The sequence below is a fragment of the Acinetobacter sp. YH12040 genome (assembly GCF_013420005.1).
In the GTDB taxonomy this organism is placed as follows: Bacteria; Pseudomonadota; Gammaproteobacteria; order Pseudomonadales; family Moraxellaceae; genus Acinetobacter; species Acinetobacter amyesii.
The window spans coordinates 192,583-213,377 of the sequence record NZ_VOZB01000002.1 but is presented as its reverse complement, the minus strand read 5'-3'; the positions used below and the strand labels follow the sequence as shown (position 1 = coordinate 213,377).

Annotated in this window: 18 protein-coding genes and 1 pseudogene; 17 read left to right on the top strand and 2 right to left on the bottom strand. The window is 42.9% G+C overall.

Features of this window, described 5'->3' with window-relative positions; genetic code table 11:
* The first annotated feature begins 17 nt into the window (after nucleotides 1-17).
* A complete protein-coding gene (gene bfmS / locus FTT99_RS03255; protein WP_078192297.1) occupies nucleotides 18-1,679 on the top strand; it encodes a sensor histidine kinase BfmS in 1,662 nt (553 codons plus the stop codon).
* Between the two features lie 92 nt (nucleotides 1,680-1,771).
* On the opposite strand, the gene FTT99_RS03250 is transcribed toward bfmS, so the two are convergent.
* Complete coding sequence (locus tag FTT99_RS03250; RefSeq protein ID WP_078192296.1) at nucleotides 1,772-2,128, bottom strand: hypothetical protein; 357 nt, start codon at nucleotides 2,126-2,128, stop codon at nucleotides 1,772-1,774.
* Nucleotides 2,129-2,685: 557 nt separating this feature from the next.
* Between FTT99_RS03250 and ndhC the strand changes: the two genes are divergently transcribed.
* The 16 genes and pseudogenes from ndhC to FTT99_RS03170 all read left to right on the top strand — a co-directional run bounded on the left by ndhC (nucleotide 2,686) and on the right by FTT99_RS03170 (nucleotide 19,791).
* Entirely contained in the window at nucleotides 2,686-3,234 is a 549-nt protein-coding gene (ndhC, locus tag FTT99_RS03245) for an NADH-quinone oxidoreductase subunit A (protein WP_078192295.1), read from the top strand.
* A 6-nt stretch (nucleotides 3,235-3,240) separates the two neighbouring features.
* A complete protein-coding gene (locus FTT99_RS03240; protein ID WP_078191105.1) occupies nucleotides 3,241-3,918 on the top strand; it encodes an NADH-quinone oxidoreductase subunit B family protein in 678 nt (225 codons plus the stop codon).
* An 87-nt stretch (nucleotides 3,919-4,005) separates the two neighbouring features.
* Nucleotides 4,006-5,793 carry an NADH-quinone oxidoreductase subunit C/D gene (gene nuoC, locus FTT99_RS03235; protein WP_078191104.1) on the top strand — a complete coding sequence of 596 codons (1,788 nt, stop codon included), beginning with the start codon at nucleotides 4,006-4,008 and terminating at the stop codon, nucleotides 5,791-5,793.
* A gap of 14 nt (nucleotides 5,794-5,807) precedes the next feature.
* A complete protein-coding gene (gene nuoE, locus FTT99_RS03230; RefSeq protein ID WP_078191103.1) occupies nucleotides 5,808-6,317 on the top strand; it encodes an NADH-quinone oxidoreductase subunit NuoE in 510 nt (169 codons plus the stop codon).
* On the top strand, nucleotides 6,314-7,645 hold the full coding sequence (gene nuoF / locus FTT99_RS03225) for an NADH-quinone oxidoreductase subunit NuoF (RefSeq protein ID WP_180129992.1): 1,332 nt from the start codon (nucleotides 6,314-6,316) through the stop codon (nucleotides 7,643-7,645). Before nuoE ends, nuoF begins: the two co-directional genes overlap by 4 nt.
* Nucleotides 7,646-7,656: 11 nt before the next feature.
* On the top strand, nucleotides 7,657-10,335 hold the full coding sequence (nuoG, locus tag FTT99_RS03220) for an NADH-quinone oxidoreductase subunit NuoG (protein ID WP_180129994.1): 2,679 nt from the start codon (nucleotides 7,657-7,659) through the stop codon (nucleotides 10,333-10,335).
* A gap of 3 nt (nucleotides 10,336-10,338) precedes the next feature.
* Nucleotides 10,339-11,355, top strand: a complete 1,017-nt coding sequence (gene nuoH / locus FTT99_RS03215) for an NADH-quinone oxidoreductase subunit NuoH (protein ID WP_078191100.1) — start codon at nucleotides 10,339-10,341, stop codon at nucleotides 11,353-11,355.
* An 18-nt stretch (nucleotides 11,356-11,373) separates the two neighbouring features.
* Complete coding sequence (gene nuoI / locus FTT99_RS03210) at nucleotides 11,374-11,916, top strand: NADH-quinone oxidoreductase subunit NuoI (RefSeq protein WP_078191099.1); 543 nt, start codon at nucleotides 11,374-11,376, stop codon at nucleotides 11,914-11,916.
* Nucleotides 11,916-12,434 (top strand): NADH-quinone oxidoreductase subunit J, encoded by a 519-nt coding sequence (gene nuoJ / locus FTT99_RS03205; RefSeq protein WP_171262661.1) that lies wholly within the window; start codon nucleotides 11,916-11,918, stop codon nucleotides 12,432-12,434. The genes nuoI and nuoJ overlap by 1 nt, the downstream gene beginning before the upstream one ends.
* Nucleotides 12,434-12,742 carry an NADH-quinone oxidoreductase subunit NuoK gene (gene nuoK / locus FTT99_RS03200; protein ID WP_067665227.1) on the top strand — a complete coding sequence of 103 codons (309 nt, stop codon included), beginning with the start codon at nucleotides 12,434-12,436 and terminating at the stop codon, nucleotides 12,740-12,742. The genes nuoJ and nuoK overlap by 1 nt, the downstream gene beginning before the upstream one ends.
* Nucleotides 12,739-14,628 (top strand): NADH-quinone oxidoreductase subunit L, encoded by a 1,890-nt coding sequence (gene nuoL / locus FTT99_RS03195; protein WP_180059312.1) that lies wholly within the window; start codon nucleotides 12,739-12,741, stop codon nucleotides 14,626-14,628. The genes nuoK and nuoL overlap by 4 nt, the downstream gene beginning before the upstream one ends.
* A gap of 1 nt (nucleotide 14,629) precedes the next feature.
* Nucleotides 14,630-16,243 carry an NADH-quinone oxidoreductase subunit M gene (gene nuoM, locus FTT99_RS03190; RefSeq protein ID WP_180129997.1) on the top strand — a complete coding sequence of 538 codons (1,614 nt, stop codon included), beginning with the start codon at nucleotides 14,630-14,632 and terminating at the stop codon, nucleotides 16,241-16,243.
* 3 nt (nucleotides 16,244-16,246) lie between these two features.
* Nucleotides 16,247-17,791 carry an NADH-quinone oxidoreductase subunit NuoN gene (nuoN, locus tag FTT99_RS03185; RefSeq protein ID WP_078192290.1) on the top strand — a complete coding sequence of 515 codons (1,545 nt, stop codon included), beginning with the start codon at nucleotides 16,247-16,249 and terminating at the stop codon, nucleotides 17,789-17,791.
* Between the two features lie 126 nt (nucleotides 17,792-17,917).
* A complete protein-coding gene (gene upp / locus FTT99_RS03180) occupies nucleotides 17,918-18,553 on the top strand; it encodes a uracil phosphoribosyltransferase (RefSeq protein WP_078192289.1) in 636 nt (211 codons plus the stop codon).
* Nucleotides 18,554-18,638: 85 nt separating this feature from the next.
* Nucleotides 18,639-18,932, top strand: coding sequence for a cold shock domain-containing protein (locus tag FTT99_RS03175; RefSeq protein WP_180129999.1), 294 nt, complete (start codon nucleotides 18,639-18,641; stop codon nucleotides 18,930-18,932).
* A gap of 106 nt (nucleotides 18,933-19,038) precedes the next feature.
* Nucleotides 19,039-19,791 (top strand): annotated as a pseudogene (locus FTT99_RS03170) (excalibur calcium-binding domain-containing protein).
* 43 nt (nucleotides 19,792-19,834) lie between these two features.
* Here FTT99_RS03170 and gigC read toward each other — a convergent pair.
* Complete coding sequence (gene gigC, locus FTT99_RS03165; protein ID WP_078191091.1) at nucleotides 19,835-20,719, bottom strand: LysR family transcriptional regulator GigC; 885 nt, start codon at nucleotides 20,717-20,719, stop codon at nucleotides 19,835-19,837.
* Nucleotides 20,720-20,795 lie beyond the last annotated feature (76 nt).

Below are 20,795 nucleotides of genomic sequence, written 5' to 3'. Positions count from 1 at the left end.
AAGTAGGACACTTTTACGTGTTTAAACACAGTATATTTTTGCGCGTTTATGCGGGGCTACTGATTTTAGTCTTTTTAGTCGCTACATTTGGCTATTTGCTGGTGCAAATCATTAACTACCAGCGCGCGCAAGAATATCGTGAATCGCTTACTGACGGTTTGGCTTTCATTATAAGTGAAGGTATTGCACGTCAGCCAAATGAACAACAAAAGTCAGATTGGGTGTCAGATGCATCTGATCTACTTGAGTTGCCTATTTATTATGTAAAAGCTAATCAGGTTGATTTAACCCGAGCAGAAACAAAACGTATAGAAGAGCGTAAAGCTGTAGTGCGTTGGGACGCACAAACCACAGCAGCTTATATTATTATTGGCTTAAAAGATGATCCTGCACATCTACTATATATAAAAGCTGATAATATTTCAGAACGCCAAATGAAAGCATTGCCTGTATTTATACTGGATTATTTGGTGTATTACCCTGGTCAAGAAAAACAATATCTTGAAAAAATCCAACATCATTTTTCTTATCCAATTTCAATTCAAAATGTTCAGAGTTTGCCTTTAGATTCTGAGCAAATCGGCCGATTACGCTTAGATCACAGCATTATTTTGTATCGTGATAGTGCGACTGAGCGCGGCACAACTATTTCGATCGTATCACCAATTCCAAGCTCAACTTCAGAAGTCTTGGTCATGGGGCCGGTACCATTATTTAATTGGATGCCTTTCCAGTTGGCAGCGGGTATTACGCTACTGAGCTTGTTTGTCTTGAGCTTGGGTGTTTATGGTCTATTGGTGCCGATGCAACGTAAACTGCGTGCTGTAAATTATGCGTTAAATAAAATGAAGGGCGGGGACTTATCTGTACGTCTGCCTGTCGAAAGCACGGATGAGTTTGGTACTTTAGCATCGAGCTATAACTCCATGTCAGATCATATTGAGCGTTTAATTGAAGCTCAGCGTGAGTTAATGCGCGCGGTATCGCATGAACTGCGGACACCCGTGGCACGTATTCGCTTTGGTGTAGAAATGATGGCGGATGAAGATGATTATGACTACCGTCAGCAGCAAGTCGAACAGATTGATAAAGATATTGAGGCTCTAAATACTTTAATTGATGAAATCATGACTTATGCCAAACTTGAGCAGGGCATGCCATCTTTAGAATTTGAAGATGTTAGCTTGTTTGAAGTTTTAGATCAGGTCTTGATTGAAACTGAAGCCTTAAAGACTGGGAAAACCTTGGAATTGCAAGCACCACCAATTGGAGTGGTTGTGGAAACCGAGCGTCGCTATTTACACCGTGTTGTACAAAACTTGGTGGGGAATGCAGTGCGATATTGTGATGATAAAGTGCTGATTAGTGGTGGTGTGAATGATGAAGGTATGGCTTATATCTGTGTTGAAGATGATGGCCCCGGCATTCCAGAAGAAGATCGTAAGCGTATTTTTGATGCCTTTGCGCGTTTAGATGATAGTCGTACCCGTGCTTCAGGGGGCTATGGTTTAGGCTTATCGATTGTTAGTCGTATTGCATATTGGTTTGGCGGGACTATTGATATTGATGAAAGTCCAATATTAGGTGGAGCGCGTTTCACCATGACATGGCCTGCAACTCGTTTTAAGAAAAATAAACCGAAGTTAGATATTAAAGAGCCGAGTACCAATGAAAATTAAGTAAGCTTAGATATGTAGCTAAGCTGATTTTAGTGAATGATAAGTATAAAAAGCCATTCAATTTGAATGGCTTTTTGATATCAGTTTTCTACTTATTCCGTAATTGTTGCATCGGGTTCAATAATAGGTTTGCCATTTTTTAATGCGGCAAGAGCATCTGCATTAAAATCGATGAGTAAGGAGTTGTTTTTAGCATCGATAGAATAATTGCTAATAAGTTTTTGATCACCGTTTAAAGTTTCAAGTTTATATTCATCTGCAATATTCATAATCCCGTTAAGGTTGGTTGTTGCAGAAGCTAAATCTTGTCGTAACAACTCATAGATATCACGTAAATCAAAAATGGCATTTTGAGCATCAGGATGCTTATCTAAGTAGCTTTTAATATGGTGAATCACCAATTGCGCAGATAGAAAATAATCAGGTTTATGCGTAAATTCTAAAGTCATTATTGTCTCTCCGTTGTGATTGCTTTTTGTGTTTTAAATACAAATATCACACTCTTTGTGGGTCGTGTCAAAGAATTGCAAAAAAGTCACAAGAAGCTAAAAAAAGACTTTTTTCTTTGTGCTAATTCAACTTGTTTTTCATTTTAGGGGTAAGATCAAAGCTAATAGATGGAATCAAACAGGCAACCAATTTGAAACAAGATGGAATTTATTTAATAAATGATACGGCCATGAAAATTTAATACATGAGCTAAAAGTTGAAGGATTTGTTCATGAAACTGAACAGTCATAGTTTTCTGTTAAAATCACATAAATGTAATAATTAATAAAAAAATAAGATCTAATCTAATTAAACGATTAATCCTAAATTTAAGGGAGTAAACCCAATTTAAATGCTGAAATGATTAAAAAATCATCCTAAAGACGAATATCGATAAGCTAGCAAGAAGCCTCCTCAATCAGGTACAATTGGCGGGATTAATTTTGTGTTTGGTGTATTTGAAGGCCAATACATACATTCTTTGTTAATAAATAGGCCTGCCAGGAGTTATCCCCGCATGAGTGCCATTACTCCATACGATTGGGCAATTATTGCCTTCGTGATCGGCGTTACATTCCTTTGCGTCTTTATGCTGACCGTCCCTTTACTCCTTGGGGGTAAATCATGGGGTCGTGCTAAGCAAGAGCAGTTTGAGTCAGGTGTAGTAGGTGCTGGTGGTGCACGTATTCGCTTGTCTGCGAAATTCTATTTAGTTGCGATCTTCTTCGTGGTGTTCGATATCGAAGCACTTTACCTTTATGCATGGGCATCTTCTGTTCGTGAAACTGGGTGGGTTGGTTTTGCAGCTGCAGCAGTCTTTATTTTAGTTTTACTTGCTGGTTTGGTTTATGAATTGTCTTCTGGTGGTTTAAATTGGTCACCTTCTGACAAGCGTAAAGCGGCGGGAATTAAACCTAAAATTGGTTCGCCAAATATGGATATCGCAGAAATCACACGCTTTAACTCTATTGAAGAGTTGGTTATGGACCCTACAGGTCAAATTCCAGCGCAATCATCTGGTCGTGTGAAATCTAAGTCACCGACTGCATCATCTGACAAGGAGTAAGACGGGATGAAATATACATTAACCCGTGCGAATCCGGATGCTGATCAATATCCACTTCAAGAGCGTCAAATCGTTACCGATCCGCTTGAAGAAGAAGTGAATAAAAATGTGTTCATGACTCGTTTAGAGGATGTTGCACATACAGCAGTAAACTGGGGTCGTAAAAACTCAGTTTGGCCGTTCAACTTTGGTACATCTTGCTGCTACGTAGAGTATGCAACGACTTTAACAGGCGTGCATGACTTGTCACGTTTCGGTGCCGAGGTTATTCGTGCTTCACCACGTCAAGCTGACTTGATGATTGTTGCAGGTACATGCTTCATGAAAATGGCGCCTGTAATTCAACGTTTGTACGAGCAAATGCTTGAGCCTAAATGGGTAATCTCAATGGGCGCATGTGCAAACTCTGGTGGTATGTACGACATTTATTCAGTTGTACAAGGTGTGGATAAAATCATCCCTGTCGATGTGTATATCCCGGGTTGCCCACCACGTCCTGAAGCTTTAATTCAGGCATTGATGTTATTGCAAGACCAGATTCAACTTGAGCGCCGTCCTTTATCGGCCGTGATTGGTGATGATCTTAAGCCAGTGTATAAGCCAAAGATGATGCCAGAACGTGACCGTAAGAACGCACAGCGTATTGCAGTGAAAAACTTACGCTCAATGGATGAAATTAAATAATCACTGCGATGAAATATTGATACACCCGGACTGGGTGTAATTGTCGTTTTGATTGACTGAATTTGTATTAAATAGGAAGCCAAGCCAATGGCTGAAACTGACATTGCTATGCCAGAATCAACTCCAGTTGATTCCCGCCCTGCATTTGCAATTGTAGAAGAGCTCAAAACCAAATTTGGTGAGAACTTCTACGTGCAAACGACTTTTGAAGACTTTCCAACAGTCTGGGTTGAGCGCGCACGTGTACAAGAAGTTTTAATGTTCTTGCGTACGGTGTCACGTCCATACGTGATGCTGTTTGACTTGTCTGCGGTTGATGAGCGTTTACGTACACACCGCGATGGTCTGCCTGCATCTGACTTCACTGTGTTCTATCATCTGTTATCGCTTGAGCGTAACAGTGATATTCGTATCAAGGTTGCATTAGCTGAGAATGATGTAAACATTCCAACGGCAACCAACATTTGGCCAAATGCCAACTGGTACGAACGTGAAGCTTACGACATGTTTGGTATCAACTTCGAAGGGCATCCAATGCTCCGTCGTATCTTGTTGCCAACATATTGGGAAGGTCACCCGTTACGTAAAGAATATTCTGCACGTGCGACTGAATACACGCCTTATCGCCAAAACCAAGCGAAACAGGATTACGAACAAGAACATCTTCGTTTCGTACCTGAAGATTGGGGTATGAAGCGTGGGAACGATGATGAAGACTTCATGTTCCTAAACTTGGGTCCTAACCATCCATCTGCGCACGGTGCCTTCCGTGTGATCTTGCAGTTGGACGGTGAAGAAGTGAAAGACTGTGTTCCTGACATCGGCTATCACCACCGTGGTGTGGAAAAAATGGCTGAGCGTCAAACATGGCACTCATTCATTCCGTATACAGACCGTGTTGACTACTTAGGTGGTTGTGCGCAAAACATGCCTTACGTTCTTGGCGTAGAGCAAATGGCAGGGATTACCGTTCCTGATCGTGCACAATGTATCCGTGTCATGATGTCTGAATTGTTCCGTATCAATAACCACTTATTGTTCATTGGTACTGCGATTCAGGATGCCGGCGGTATGACCCCAGTATTCTATATGTTCGCTGACCGTCAAAAAATCTATGACGCGATCGAAGCGATCACGGGTTACCGTATGCATCCAGCATGGTTCCGTATCGGTGGTACAGCGCACGACTTGCCAAACAACTGGCAGCACCTCATTCGCGAAATCCTAGATTGGATGCCGAAGCGTATGAACGAGTACTACACTGCAGCACTTAAAAACTCAGTGTTTATCGGTCGTACCCGTAATGTTGCTCAGTATGATGCTAAATCTGCATTGGCTTGGGGTGTAACGGGTACTGGTCTACGTGCTACAGGTATTGATTTCGACGTTCGTAAATACCGTCCTTATAGCGGCTACGAAAACTACGACTTTGATGTGCCTTTAGAGTACGAAGGCGATGCTTATGCACGTGTTCTTGTTCACTTCCGTGAAATTGAAGAATCGCTGAAAATCATCAAGCAATGTTTAGACAACATGCCTTCTGGTGCATACAAAGCAGACCATCCACTGGCTGTTCCACCACCAAAAGATAAAACTTTACAAGACATCGAAACATTGATTACGCACTTCTTGAGCGTGTCATGGGGTCCTGTAATGCCAGCAGGCGAAAGCTCTGTAATGGCGGAAGTGGTAAAAGGTGCGTCGAACTACTACTTGACTTCAGACAAGTCAACGATGAGTTACCGTACACGTATCCGTACACCAACCTTCACGCACTTACAGCAAATGCCTTCTGTGATTAACGGCAGCTTAATGTCTGACTTAATCATTTATTTAGCGACAATTGACGTCGTAATGGCTGACGTGGATCGCTAAGGGGTAATCGCATTATGATGATTTTGACTGACAAAAAACCACGTGTGAATGTTGAAGGGATTTTAACTGCGGAAGAAATCCACGATATCGAACATCACATTGGTCACTATCCGTACCCACGCGCAGCATGTCTTGATGCGTTGAAGTGTGTACAACGCCGTAATGGCTGGGTAGATGATGCACAGATGAATGCTATTGCGCAATTGCTTAGCATGAGCCTTGCAGACCTAGAAGGTGTGGCAACTTTCTATAACCGTATTTACCGTCAACCAGTTGGTCGCCACGTAATTTTATTATGTGACTCGATTGCTTGTTTCTTGATGGGTGCGGAAACACTTGCTGAAGCATTCCAGCGTGAATTAGGCATTTCATTTGGTCAAACGACTGCAGATGGTCGCTTTACTTTATTGCCAATTTGCTGCCTAGGTAACTGTGACAAAGGTCCGACGTTAATGATTGACGAAGACACTCACGGTCTAGTTGAAGTGACTTCAATTAAACAGTTATTGGAGAAGTATGTATGAATACTGAACCAAAACCAATTTATGGCGACGGTAACCCAGAAACTCACCCATTAACTTGGCGTTTGAGCAAACAGGAACACGTTCGCAGTGCAGATGATTACGAAGCACTTGAAGGTTATGCAGGCTTTAAGAAAGCTGTTGGCATGCAACCGAAAGAAGTGCTTGAAGTGATTAAAGCTGCGACTGTAAAAGGTCGTGGTGGTGCGGGCTTCCCTGCAGGGATCAAATGGTCGCTTATGGCGCCAAATGATAACTCAGGCCCTCGTTACCTCATCTGTAATGCCGATGAAATGGAACCTGGTACCTTCAAAGACCGTCTGTTGATGGAAAAACTTCCTCATCAGTTGATCGAAGGTATGTTGATTGCTGCTTATACATTAGAAGCAACACAGGGTTATATCTTCATCCGTGGTGAATACATCGAAGCGGCTCAATACTTAAATGAAGCATTGGACCAAATTCGTGCCAAAGGTTACTTGGGTGAAAACATCTTAGGTACAGGTTGGAACTTCGAGTTACACGTGCATACTGGTGCGGGTCGTTATATCTGTGGTGAAGAAACTGCATTGATTAACTCGCTTGAAGGTCGCCGTGCGAACCCTCGTACTAAACCGCCATTCCCACAAGTTGCAGGTGCTTGGGGTCGTCCTACGATTGTTAACAACGTAGAGACTTACAACAACTTACCCGCAATTATGCTTCGTGGTCCTGAATGGTATATCGGTTTATCTGAAGGTAAGTCGAAAGATCCAGGTACTAAAATTTATGGCGCTTCAGGCAAAGTAAAATTCCCAGGTCTTTGGGAACTTCCATTTGGTACAACTGCGCGTGAAGTGATTGAAGATCATGCGGGTGGTATGCGTGATGGTTTAAAACTCAAAGCATGGTTACCGGGTGGTGCTTCTACAGACTTCCTTGCTGCTGAACATATTGACCTTCCTATGGATGCTGAAAGCATCATGAAAGCAGGTTCACGTTTAGGTACGTGTTTGCTCATGGTAGTCGATGAAACTCAGTGTATGGTTTCTGCGACACGTAACTTAGAAGAATTCTTTGCGCGTGAATCTTGCGGTTGGTGTACACCATGCCGTGATGGCTTACCTTGGGCGGTTAAAGCGCTTAAAGCCTTGGAAGATGGCACAGGTAAGAAAGAAGATATCGATCACTTACAAGAACTTACTCGTAAGCTTTGGATTGGTAAAACTTTCTGTGCCCACGCACCAGGTGCGATGGAACCGTTAATGGGCGCACTCAAACATTTCCGTGGCGAGTTTGAAGCAAAAGTGGTGAATGCCGCTGCGAAAACTAGCAACGTAGAACAAGCTTAAGGAATTCGACTATGGCTACAATTCATGTCGATGGAAAATCGTATGAAGTCAACGGCTCAGAGAACTTGCTACAAGCATGTCTTAGCCTTGGCATCGACATCCCATACTTTTGTTGGCATCCATCCTTAGGTTCTGTCGGTTCTTGCCGTCAATGTGCTGTGACTCAATACGCGAATCCTGAAGATACTCGCGGTCGTTTAGTTATGTCATGTATGACGCCTGCATCTGACAATACCTACATCTCGATTGAAGATGACGAAGCAAAAAATTTCCGTGCTTCTGTTGTTGAATTCTTGATGACCAACCACCCACACGACTGTCCAGTCTGTGAAGAAGGTGGTCACTGTCATTTACAAGATATGACTGTAATGACTCAGCATGACCGTCGTCGTTACCGCTTCACAAAACGTACGCATTACAACCAAGAGCTAGGCTCTTTCATTTCTCATGAAATGAACCGTTGTATCGCGTGCTACCGTTGTGTGCGTTACTACAAAGATTATGCAGGTGGTACGGACTTTGGTGTGTATGCAAACGCTTCGCGTGTTTACTTTGGTCGTCCAGAATCAGGTACTTTAGAATCTGAATTCTCTGGTAACTTGACTGAAGTGTGCCCAACAGGTGTATTCACAGATAAAACTCACTCTGAACGCTATAACCGTAAATGGGACATGCAGTATGCGCCAAGCGTATGCCAAGGCTGTTCTTCAGGTTGTAACATCTCTCCGGGTGAACGTTATGGCGAACTACGTCGTGTAGAAAACCGCTTTAACGGTGACGTGAACCAATACTTCCTTTGCGATAAAGGTCGTTTCGGTACAGGTTATGTGAACCGTGAAGATCGTCCACGTCAACCACAATTCCGCTCTGGTGCAAATGTGACTACAGTTTCTGTAGACCAAGCATTGGATACCGTAATTGAAAATATCCAAGGCAAAAAAGTATTGGGTATCGGTTCACCACGTGCGTCACTTGAATCAAACTTCGCGCTTCGCGAACTTGTAGGTCAAGACAACTTCTCAACAGGTATGTCTCAAAAAGAGCAAAAACTTGTTGAGCTTGCAGCTTCTATCATGCAAACCGAAGGTGTTTATAACCCAGGTATGCGTGAAATCGAAAGCTACGATGCTGTGTTGATTTTGGGTGAAGACTTAACTCAAACTGCACCACGTATGGCTCTATCTGTTCGCCAAGCTGCGAAAAATAAAGCCAAAGAAATGGCTGCAGAGCGCCGTACGCAAGAGTGGTTGGCTGAGCCTGTACAACGTATTGCTCAAGATGCGAAATCTCCGATTTACATCCTTGCTGCAACTCAAACACGTTTAGCTGATGTTGCAACAGGTGAAGTTGTTGCATCACCTAACGACATTGCACGTTTAGGTTTTGCGGTCGCAGCTGCTGTCAAAGGTGAAGTGATCTTAGGTTTGGATGACGATGCAAAAGCATTTGCACAAACCATTGCTGACACTTTAAAAGCTGCGAAAAAACCATTAATCATCTCTGGTACAAGCTTGCAAGACGCATCAATCATGGAAGCTGCTGCACAAGTTGCACAGAACCTTGGTAATGCGGGCTTAACATTGACTGTTCCTGAAGTGAACTCAATGGGCTTAGCGATCTTTGGTGGTCAAAGTTTAGAACAAGCATTCGCACAAAATTACGATACCGTGATCGTGGTGGAAAATGACCTTTATCGTCGTTTACCAGCCGCGCAGGTGAATGCTGCACTTTCTGGTAAAGAAGTGATCGTACTTGATCATTCTGAAACTGAAACTGTGAAAAAAGCCAACATCGTACTTTCTGCTGCTTCATTTGCTGAAGGTGACGGTACTGTGGTCTCTCAGGAAGGCCGTGCACAACGTTTCTACCAAGTGTATGACCCAAGCTACTACAAACCAGAACTTGCGATCAAAGAATCTTGGCGCTGGTTACATGCCATTGAAACTGGCGTGAAAGGCAAAGCGATTTCTTGGACAGTTCTTGATGACGTGATTGAGTCAGTAGCGAAAAACGTTCCTGCACTTGAAGCAATTCAAGATGTAGCACCAGATGCTGGCTTCCGTGTACATGGTCTGAAAGTGGCACGTGAACCACGTCGTTACTCAGGTCGTACTGCGATGCGCGCACCACTTTCTATTCATGAACCAAAACAACCAGTCGATAAAGACTCTGCGTTGACGTTCTCTATGGAAGGTTATGTAGGTAACCAAACTCCAGCTTCACTTGTACCATTTGCTTGGTCTGCAGGTTGGAACTCTCCACAAGCTTGGAACAAATTCCAAGACAACGTGGGTGGTCACTTAAAAGGTGGTGATGCAGGCGTTCGTTTATTCGATCGTTTAGCGAAACGTCCAGCACGTACATTCGTTGCACCTGCACCTGTTGCGGTTAATGGTGAAAGCTTCCGTCTTGTGCCGATGCATCACATCTTCGCTTCTGGTGAATTTACAGTGAAAACACCTGCGATGGAATCACGTATTCCTGAAGCAATGTTTGCTGTGGGTGAACAAGATGCAGCACGCTTAAATGTTCAAGATGGTCAACGTATCGCTGTGAAAGCAGGGGATGCTGAAATCGTCCTTCCAGTTCAAGTGATTGAATACTTACCTACAGGTTATATCGGTTACCCAGTGGGTCTAGCACCTACAGTATCGCTTGCAGAACCTGTTTCAGTCGCGGTAGGAGTGTAATTCATGGAACAAGAATTAATCCGTCAAACGCCGCTGTGGGCTGAAAACTGGCCAATCGCCTATTCAGTTCTTCAAGCAATTGTGATCTTACTGGTTGTGGTATTGATCGCTGCGTTGATGTCTTTTATTGAACGTCGTTTACTCGGCTTGTGGCAAGACCGTTACGGTCCGAACCGTGTAGGTCCGGGCGGTATGTTCCAGATTGTTGCCGACATGCTGAAAATCATGTTCAAAGAAGACTGGACACCAAAATTTGCTGACAAATTGACTTTCCGTATGGCTCCAGCAGTTGCGATGGCAACTGCGGTGCTATCGTTCATGGTTATTCCTGTTTCACCTTATCTAGGTGTTTCAGACATGAGCATCGGTCTATTGTTCTTTATGGCAATGGCTGGTATTGCGGTATACGCAGTATTGTTCGGTGGTTGGTCATCAAATAACAAATACGCATTACTTGGTGGTTTACGTTCTGCTGCTCAAACCATTTCTTATGAAGTGTTCTTGGGTATTTCACTGATGGGTGTGGTTGCGATTGCAGGCTCATTCAACATGCGTGAAATTGTTGAAGCGCAACGTGATGTTTGGTTTGTTATTCCTCAGTTCTTAGGTTTCTTGATCTTCGTGGTTGCGGGTGTTGCGGTAACTCACCGTCATCCATTTGACCAACCAGAAGCAGAACAAGAATTGGCGGAAGGTTACCATGTCGAATACGGCGGTATGAAATGGGGTATGTTCTTCGTTGCGGAATACGTCAACGTCGTACTGATCTCTGCATTAATCGTGACTTTATTCTTCGGTGGTTGGTTAGCGCCTTTCAACCTAGATATTCCATTCATTCCAGCTGCGTTCTGGTTCATTATTAAAACAGCATTCTTTGTAATGATGTTTGTCTTGGCTCGTGGCTCTTTAATGCGTCCACGTTATGACCAAGTCATGAACTTTGGTTGGAAAATTTGCTTGCCATTGGCGTTGGTTAACCTTCTGGTAACTGGTGCTGTGATTCTAATGAATCAGGCCTAAGACAGCAGGGAGAATAAAATGTTTAAATTTCTAGCTGGATTTGGGTCAATTGTACGTTCGTTGTGGATGGTATTCTCACACGCGACACGTAAACGTGACACCATTTTATATCCAGAGGTTAAAGCGGAAGACATCGTACCACCACGTTTCCGTGGTCGTATCGTGTTAACGCGTGACCCTGATGGCGAAGAGCGCTGCGTTGCATGTAACCTTTGTGCGGTTGCATGTCCAGTCGGCTGTATTTCACTACAAAAAGCTGAAAAAGAAGATGGTCGTTGGTATCCGGAATTTTTCCGTATCAACTTCTCACGTTGTATTTTCTGCGGTATGTGTGAAGAAGCATGTCCTACGACTGCGATTCAAATGACACCTGACTTTGAGTTAGGTGAGTATGTTCGTCAGGACTTAGTATATGAGAAAGAAAACCTTCTAATCTCAGGTCCTGGTAAATACCCAGACTATAACTTCTACCGCGTAACAGGTATGGCTGTTGCTGGTAAAGATAAAGGTCAGGCTCAACGCGAAAGCACACCAGTTGATGTACGGAGTCTATTACCATGATGTGGCCATTTTATTTGATGGCGCTTGTGGCCATCGTCTCTACCGTTCGTGTTGTAACTAACACGAACCCAGTACACGCTTTATTAAGCTTGATTATCTCTTTACTTGCAGTTGCAGGTATCTTCATGATCGTGGGTGCGCCGTTTGCCGGTGCCCTCGAAATTATCGTTTACGCTGGCGCAATCATGGTGCTGTTCGTATTCGTCGTGATGATGCTGAATCTTGGTCAAAATACAGTTGAACAAGAAAGCAAATGGCTGACTTCTTCAGCGTGGGCATATCCTGCGTTGATGAGCTTCCTAATGGGTCTAATCCTAGTTTGGATGTTGAAGTCAGACTACACAACTGCTGGCACTGTCATGGGTGCTCAAGTTGTCGGTCCGAAAGAAGTGGGTACTTCACTCTTTACTCAGTACTTATTGCTGGTTGAAGTTGCTGCGATGTTATTGCTTGGCGCACTTGTCGCTGCATTCCATCTTGGCAAACGTGAGCCAGGTGCAGAAGAGGACAAAGAATAATGGGCAACATCCCTTTAGAACATGGTTTGATCGTTGCAACCATTCTTTTTGCACTGGGTTTTTACGGTGTGATGGTTCGACGCAACCTACTATTTATTTTAATGAGCCTTGAAATCATGATGAACGCTGCTGCATTAGCGTTCGTTTTGGCAGGAAGCGCATGGGCACAGCCAGATGGTCAAGTGATGTTTATCTTGATCTTAACGCTTGCTGCAGCAGAGGCTTGTATCGGTCTTGCGATCGTCCTTCAGTTCTATCATCGCTTCCATCATCTGGATGTGGATGCTGCTAGTGAGATGCGCGGATGAGTTATTTATATTTAACAGTACTTTTCCCGCTAATTGGTTTTATCCTGTTGGCGGCAGGTCGTAAAAACCTTCCTGAATCAGTTGCTGCAATTATTGGTGCAGGTTCAGTTGGTCTTTCAGCTTTATTTGCATTAATTGCCGGTATCGACTTTGTTAATAATGGTTCAGTTGCAACAACTCAGCATCTTTGGACTTGGTTCAGTGCAGGTAACTTAGCACCGGGCTTCACGCTTCATTTAGATGGCTTATCATTATTGATGATGGGCATGATTACAGGTGTGGGTTTCTTAATTCACATTTTTGCAACTTGGTACATGCGTGGCGAAGAAGACTTTGCACGTTTCTTCTCATACTTCAACCTATTCGTAGCAAGCATGCTGCTTTTAGTGTTGGGTGACAACTTAGCGTTGTTATTCCTCGGTTGGGAAGGTGTAGGTCTATGTTCATACCTATTGATTGGTTACTACTACCAAACACCTGCAAACGGTTTTGCTGCAATTAAAGCATTCACTGTGACACGTGTGGGTGACGTATTCTTACTGATCGCATTGTTCTTGATCTACCAACAATTCGGCACTTTAAACATTGCAGAAGTTGTAGCTGCTGCGCCAACAGTTTTGGCTCAGAGTTCTTCGATTGCGATTTGGACTGCATTGATGTTGTTCTTGGGTGCTGCAGGTAAATCTGCTCAGATCCCATTACAAACATGGTTGGCAGATGCGATGGCTGGTCCTACACCAGTATCTGCATTGATTCACGCAGCAACAATGGTAACAGCAGGTGTTTACCTATGTAGCCGTATGTTCAGCGTGTTTGAACAAGCGCCAGAAGTGATGATGTTCATCTCAATCACAGGTGCGGTGACATTGTTGGTTGCAGGCTTTGCTGCATTGGTACAAACAGACATCAAACGTATTCTTGCTTACTCAACTATGAGTCAGTTGGGTTATATGTTTATGGCTGTAGGTGCTGAAGCTTACCAAGCTGGTTTATTCCACATGCTGACTCACGCATTCTTCAAGGCATTATTATTCTTGTCTTCTGGTGCAGTGATTTTGGCTTACCATCACGAACAAAACATCTTCAAGATGGGTGGTCTATTCCACAAAAACAAATTCTTGTTTGCTTGTTTCGCGATTGGTGGCGGTGCATTGGCTGCGATTCCATTCATCACGATCGGCTTCTTCTCGAAAGATGCGATTCTTGGTGCGGTATGGGTGAAAGGTCAAGCGATTGCAGTTTATGACTGCTTGTACTGGACTGGTGTAGCAGGTGCGTTCTTAACTTCAATTTATACATTCCGTCTTATTTGGGTTGTATTCTTTGGTAAAGAAAACACGCCTTACCACGAAATCAAAGGTGTTACTTACTGGGGTCCATTGGCGATTCTTGCAGTGCTTTCAACTGGTTTAGCTTATGTATTAAAAGCACCAGTAACGAATATTTTAAATGCTGCACAAATCCCAGCGTTTAATATTCCAGAAGCGCTAGAACATGGTATGCATAGCGCTGAATACACAGCTGTTGGTATTGCACTTGCAGGTCTTGTAGTCGGTGTTGTTTTATTTGCATTTGCTTATGGTGCAGTGAAATCGTTCGCGAAAACTTCACTGGGCGCGGGTCTTGCAAATATCTGTCGTAATGCACTTGGTTTCGATGCTTTGTACAACATTGTTTTCGTTAAGCCTTATTTGCTACTGGCTAAAATCTTTGGTCGTGATCCAATTGACGGCTTATGGCTTGTATTGCCTGCACTTGTTAAAGGCGGTAATAGCTTTACAAGTTCACGTCAAACAGGTTCATTGCGTGAATACGCATCTAGTATGGCATTCGGTACGTTTGCATTACTATTGATCCTGGTCGTGATTCAGGTCGTGGGGAAATAAAATGGAAACTCCAAACAATTTAATTCTACCCGCTCTGATCCTTATTCCGTTCATTGCAGGTTTTGTATGCTGGCTTGTCGATAAACTCGACAAGCACTTACCACGCTATATTGCCTTAATTGGTATGCTATTAACGTTGGTGTTAACCGTCGTTTTATGGCAAAGCGGTACTTATAACTACGAGTTGGGTACACAAGCTCCACAGTGGGCTGCTCAATTTAACCTACCGTGGATTACCACTTTAGGGATTAACATTCACCTTGCGGTGGATGGTCTTTCACTGCTTATGGTAGGTTTAACTGCATTACTGGGTGTACTTGCGGTCGGCTGTTCATGGGGTGAGATTCAAAAGAACGTTGGTTTCTTCCACTTAAACCTACTGTGGTCTTTAGGTGGTGTGATCGGTGTATTCTTAGCGATTGACATGTTCCTATTCTTCTTCTTCTGGGAGATGATGCTGGTACCAATCTACTTCTTGATCGCACTTTGGGGTCATAAAGGGGCAGAAGGTAAGTCACGCGTTTACGCTGCAACTAAATTCTTTATCTATACGCAGGTTGCGGGTCTGATCATGTTGATCGGTATCTTGGGTCTAGTGGTTGTTGGCTTCCAACTTCACGGTCAAATCAGCTTTAACTATGACTTCTTGATGAGTGTTGCACACACTGTTGAGGCGAAAGCTCCAGCACTTGCGTATGCATTCATGATCTGTATGTTCATTGGTTTTGCGGTAAAACTTCCAGTTTTCCCATTACACGGCTGGTTACCAGATGCACATGCGCAAGCACCTACAGCGGGTTCTGTCGACCTTGCCGGTATCTTGATTAAAACTGCGGCTTATGGTCTTTTACGTTTCGTAATTCCATTCTTCCCAGTAGCATCAGCTCAGTTTGCTGACATCGCGATCATTCTTGGTCTAATCGGTATTTTCTACGGTGCATGGTGTGCATTCCAACAAACAGACATGAAACGTCTGCTTGCGTACACATCTATTTCGCACATGGGCTTCGTACTTCTTGCTTTGTATGCAGGTAACATCCTGACATTCCAAGGCTTGATGATTATGATGCTGGCTCACGGTCTATCTTCTGCTGCATTGTTCATTATGTGTGGTCAGGTTTACGAACGTCTGCATACACGTGACATGCGTTTGATGGGCGGTATCCGTGGTCAGTTCCAATACCTTTCATTCTTCTTAATGTTCTTTGTTGCGGCACTTGTAGGTATTCCGGGTCTAGGTAACTTCATCGGTGAATTCCTGATCTTGATGGGTTCTTATGACAAGTTCCCTGTGTACACAATCCTTGCTGCAGTAAGCTTAGTATTTGCCGGTCTTTACGGTTTAATCCTGATCCACAAAGCATTGTTTGGTACACCAAACGAAGAACAAAAACAGCATTACGCAAATCCGTTAAAAGACTTAAATGCGCGTGAAGTTGTGATTCTTTTAATCTGTGCCCTTGGTCTAGTATGGCTTGGTCTATTCCCACAAACTTTCCTTGATATTTCAAATTCAAGCATGGCGTGGATTGCAAATAGCTATATTCCAGTTCAAGAAGTCGTTGATGTTGTGCAGCAGATTGTTGTACAACCTGAAAATGTGGAGATGCAATAAGCCATGGACTTCACAATGTCATTTTCTGAGCTTATGCCATTAGCTCCTGTGATGATCGTGGCTTTAACTGCGATCGTCGTGATGTTGCTAATTGCAATCAAGCGTAACCACAATTTAGTTGCAACGACTTCCGTTATTGGTCTGAACCTTGCAGCCTTTTATATTATTTTTGTTTTCGTTGCAGGGCAGTATGCACCTGCAAACGTAATGAATTTGTTCATCGTAGATCCATTTACGATGTTGTACCAATTCGTGATTTTGATTGCAGCACTTGCTTGCTGCACATTGTCACATGCGTATATCGAAACCTATAAAGATAACCGTGAAGAACTTTATATCTTGATGCTGTGCTCTGTAACAGGTGCATTGTTAATGGTTGCAAGTTCTCACTATGCGTCATTCTTTATCAGCCTTGAGTTAATGTCGATTCCTGTATACGGCCTATTGGCTTATACACACCAACGTTCACAGTCGCTTGAAGCGGGTGTGAAATATTTGGTGCTTTCAGCAACCGCTTCTGCGATGTTGTTGATGGGTATGGCTTATGTATATGCGTACACAGGTACAATGGCATTCGTTGCTGAACCAGGCAAAATGTTCACAACTTTCAGCCAACCGGGCGTAGTCCTTGGTCTTGCACTAATTGTCTTTGCTGTTGCATTTAAATTGTCTCTTGCGCCATTCCACAAATGGACACCAGACGTGTATGCAGGTGCGCCAGCGCCAATCGCGACATTCTTAGCGACTGTGGCTAAAGTGGCAATGATCGGTCTATTCGTTCGTTACTTCTTAGCTTCTGGCTTAATCCTTTCTGACAGCTTCATCACGATCGTGACCATCATTGCAGTATTGTCTATCCTTGCGGGTAACTTACTAGCAGTACGTCAAGTGAACTTGAAACGTATCCTTGCATACTCTTCAATCGCTCACTTTGGTTACTTACTTGTTGCGATTGTCAGTGCACGTAATACTGACTTTGTTCAAGTACAAGGCTTTGCAACATTCAGCAGCGTCAACGTTTATGTGATTACTTATGTATTAACAACGATTGGTGCGTTCGGTGTTGTGACACTGATGTCTAGCCCTTACAACAACAAAGACGAAGCAGGTAGTCTTGCTGAGTACCGTGGTTTGTTCTGGCGTCGTCCAGTGTTGACTGCAACACTGACTGTCATGATGTTATCTCTTGCAGGTATCCCATTAACAGCGGGCTTTATTGGTAAGTTCCTTGTGATCAAAACAGCAGTTGCTGGTGGTTCATGGTTCTTAGCTGCAATGGTGATCCTTGGTTCAGGTATCGGTTTGTACTACTACCTACGTGTGATGGTTGTGATGTACATGACTCCACCGGAAAACCCACGTATCGACGCTGTCGATCATTGGGGGCAAAAAGTGGGTGGTATTATGGTGCTTGGTGCAGCTGCTCTTGTGTTGTTGATCGGTGTATATCCAGATCCAATCATTGCAGTTTCTCAAGTGGCATACTTTGCAATCTCACCTGAATTACAACAGTTCATTTTTAGCTTAATTCAAAGTGGATTTAACTAATGAATTAAGCAATTAATTTGCTTATTACAAAAAAGCCTCCTGTAAAGGGGGCTTTTTTATTTTTATCATTTGTTAAATAGCTTTATAATGGTTGAAATTTTATCTTAACCTTTTAGGTGTTCTCCCGTGGCTATCCATGAAATCCGTCATCCTCTTATTCGACATAAACTCGGCTTACTTCGTCGTGCAGATATTAGTACTAAAAACTTCCGTGAGCTTGCTCAAGAAGTGACTATGCTTCTGACTTATGAAGCAACGAAAGATTTACCAATGGTCGATCATGAAATTGATGGTTGGAATGGTAAAGTAACTGTAGATCGTATTGCCGGTAAAAAAATAACAGTCGTACCGATTTTACGTGCAGGTATTGGTATGTTGGATGGTTTCTTAAACCTGATTCCAAGTGCGAAAGTATCTGTATTGGGTTTAGAGCGTGATGAAGAAACTTTAGAAGCGCGTACTTACTACAAAAAATTAGTACCAGACGTACAAAACCGTTTAGCGATGATTATTGACCCAATGCTTGCAACAGGTTCATCGCTCGTTGCTGCTATTGACGTTCTAAAAGCCAGTGGTTGTAAAGATATTCGTGTCATGGTGCTTGTTGCAGCTCCAGAAGGCATTAAACGTGTAAATGAAGCTCACCCAGATGTGATCATTTATACAGCATCTGTAGACCAAGGTTTAAATGAAAACGGTTATATCGTTCCTGGTCTTGGCGATGCAGGCGATAAAATTTTCGGTTCAGTTCAAAAAGACTAATTTTTGCATCATGAACAGAAAAGGGGCTTTTATAGCCTCTTTTTTATATACTAAAGACATTGGAATAAATGGAATAGGGTACTTTATGAAGTCCGAACAATATAAAGGTAAAGTGAAGCAGTACAATCCTGAAAAGGGCTTTGGCTTTATTTCATGTGAAGAAGGTGATGTATTTTTCCATATCTCTGACTTTCCCGCAGATGGTGTCGAGCCAAAACGTAATGATCGTGTGAAATTTAATGTGGTGAAAAATGGTGATCGTTATAAAGCCATAAACATTGAGCGTGAAGAAGACAAATCTGCAAAAGCTAAAAAATCTAAAGTAGTGGCAAATAACCAGTCAATTACTTCAGCTTTGCTTTCGAATTTGCGTAAATAATGTGATTTTAAGATTTCATGGAAATCTTTGAAATAAAAAAGAGGTCTATAGGACCTCTTTTTTATTATCATAAGAGCATTAAAAGAAAATGTGAGAGACAATTTTTATGTTGAAAGAGGGGAAAATCAAAAGCTATAACGTTGAGCGCGGCTTTGGATTTATACAACAAGATTAAGCAAAGGATTTATTTTTTCATATTCGTGATTTTCCTAGCCGACACATCGAACCACGTGTTGGAGAAAATCTCAAATACAGGATTGAAGCAGATCAAGGTAAATTTAAAGCGGTAAATATCATCCGTTTAGATTTGAAAAAAGAGCAGTCCACTCATGAACAGATAAATCCGTCATTTGAATCAATGACATATCGAGTGAACGATCAAGCTACTCCTCACGATATAGCCAAAGGCACAGTTTGGGGCAGTAAAATCTTCAGCATGATTGGACTCATTGTAATTGTAGTATTAGCTGTGGCTGTTTATGGGAAATATCAGCAGTACCAAGAACAGAAGCAGCTACATTTACAACAGCTCATGCAAGAAAATGAAAACATCGTAAAAGAACAACGTAAAGCTCAGGGGGATTTACCCGATCGGGTGCTGTCTGTGCAAGGTGAAAAAAATCTATACGGAACAGCTTCAACGCACGCTCAGTCTGTTGTTCAAGACACTGCGCAGGCACCTGCTTCAAGTGATTCGCCAAGGGCAGTAGAAAAAGCTCAGTTTAGTTGTGATAGACGACAGCATTGCAGTCAAATGCGCTCAAGAGATGAAGCTCAGTGGTTTATTAAGAATTGTCCAAACACGAAGATGGATGGTGATAATGACGGTATTGCTTGTGAGAATGATTCTAGATGGTAATGGAAGCATTCACAAAAAAAGCGCCATTAGGCGCTTTTTTTATTTAGACAGATTTTTCACAAAATTGCATAAAGGCTTTGAGACCCGGTCCTTGGTATTTCTGACGATGTACCAACATAAATAATGGACGGGCAAGTTGCCAGAACGGCGTATCTAAAACCACTAATTGACCTTTTTCACGTAAAGGCTCAATCGCAAGTTTAGAAATACATGACATACCAAGACCACCTGCCACGATTTTTAGAATGGCTTCGTTATGACCCAAGGTTAAACGAATATTGGCATCTGGCAGGTCTTTTAAAATTGCGTTATCAAATACTTCGCGTGTGCCTGAACCTTCTTCACGTAAGATCCATTCCACGTTATCAAAGTCAGCTGCAGTGAGTGCACGATCCAACTTCGCTAAGGGGTGCTCTGGTGAACAGCATACTGCAAGTTCATCGTCACGCCAGTGAATACATTGCAGTTGTGGTAGGTGGCATGAACCTTCAATTAAGGCCAAATCCAACTGAAATTGGTTTACCGCTTCAATCATTTGGCGGGTATTGCCGACTTGAAGTTGTAAATGTGCTTGAGGCTGAATTTGTAGGAAATCTGCCATGAGGTCTGGCATCAAGTAGTCACTGATGGTTAGGGTCGCACCTAAACGCAGATCAATACTTTGTAGTTCGCCTTTGGCTGCTTGTTCAAAAGCTTCGCAGCGCCCTAAAATCTCCAAAGCTTGTGGCAATAAAAAACGACCCAAGTCATTCAATTGCAAGCGTTTACCAAGTCGGTCAAACAGTGGAGCACCGAGACCATCTTCGAGGTCTGCCAATGCCATACTTGCTGCACTTTGAGTAAGTTTGACAGCATCACTGGCTTTGGTAACGGTACCTTCTTGAGCGACTGCTACAAAAACAGCCAACTGGCGTAAAGTCATGCGCATGAATCAGGCCTTAACATTTAAAAAATATTAATAAATTATGCTGTCATGCTAACATGAGCACAGTCTGTCACGCCAC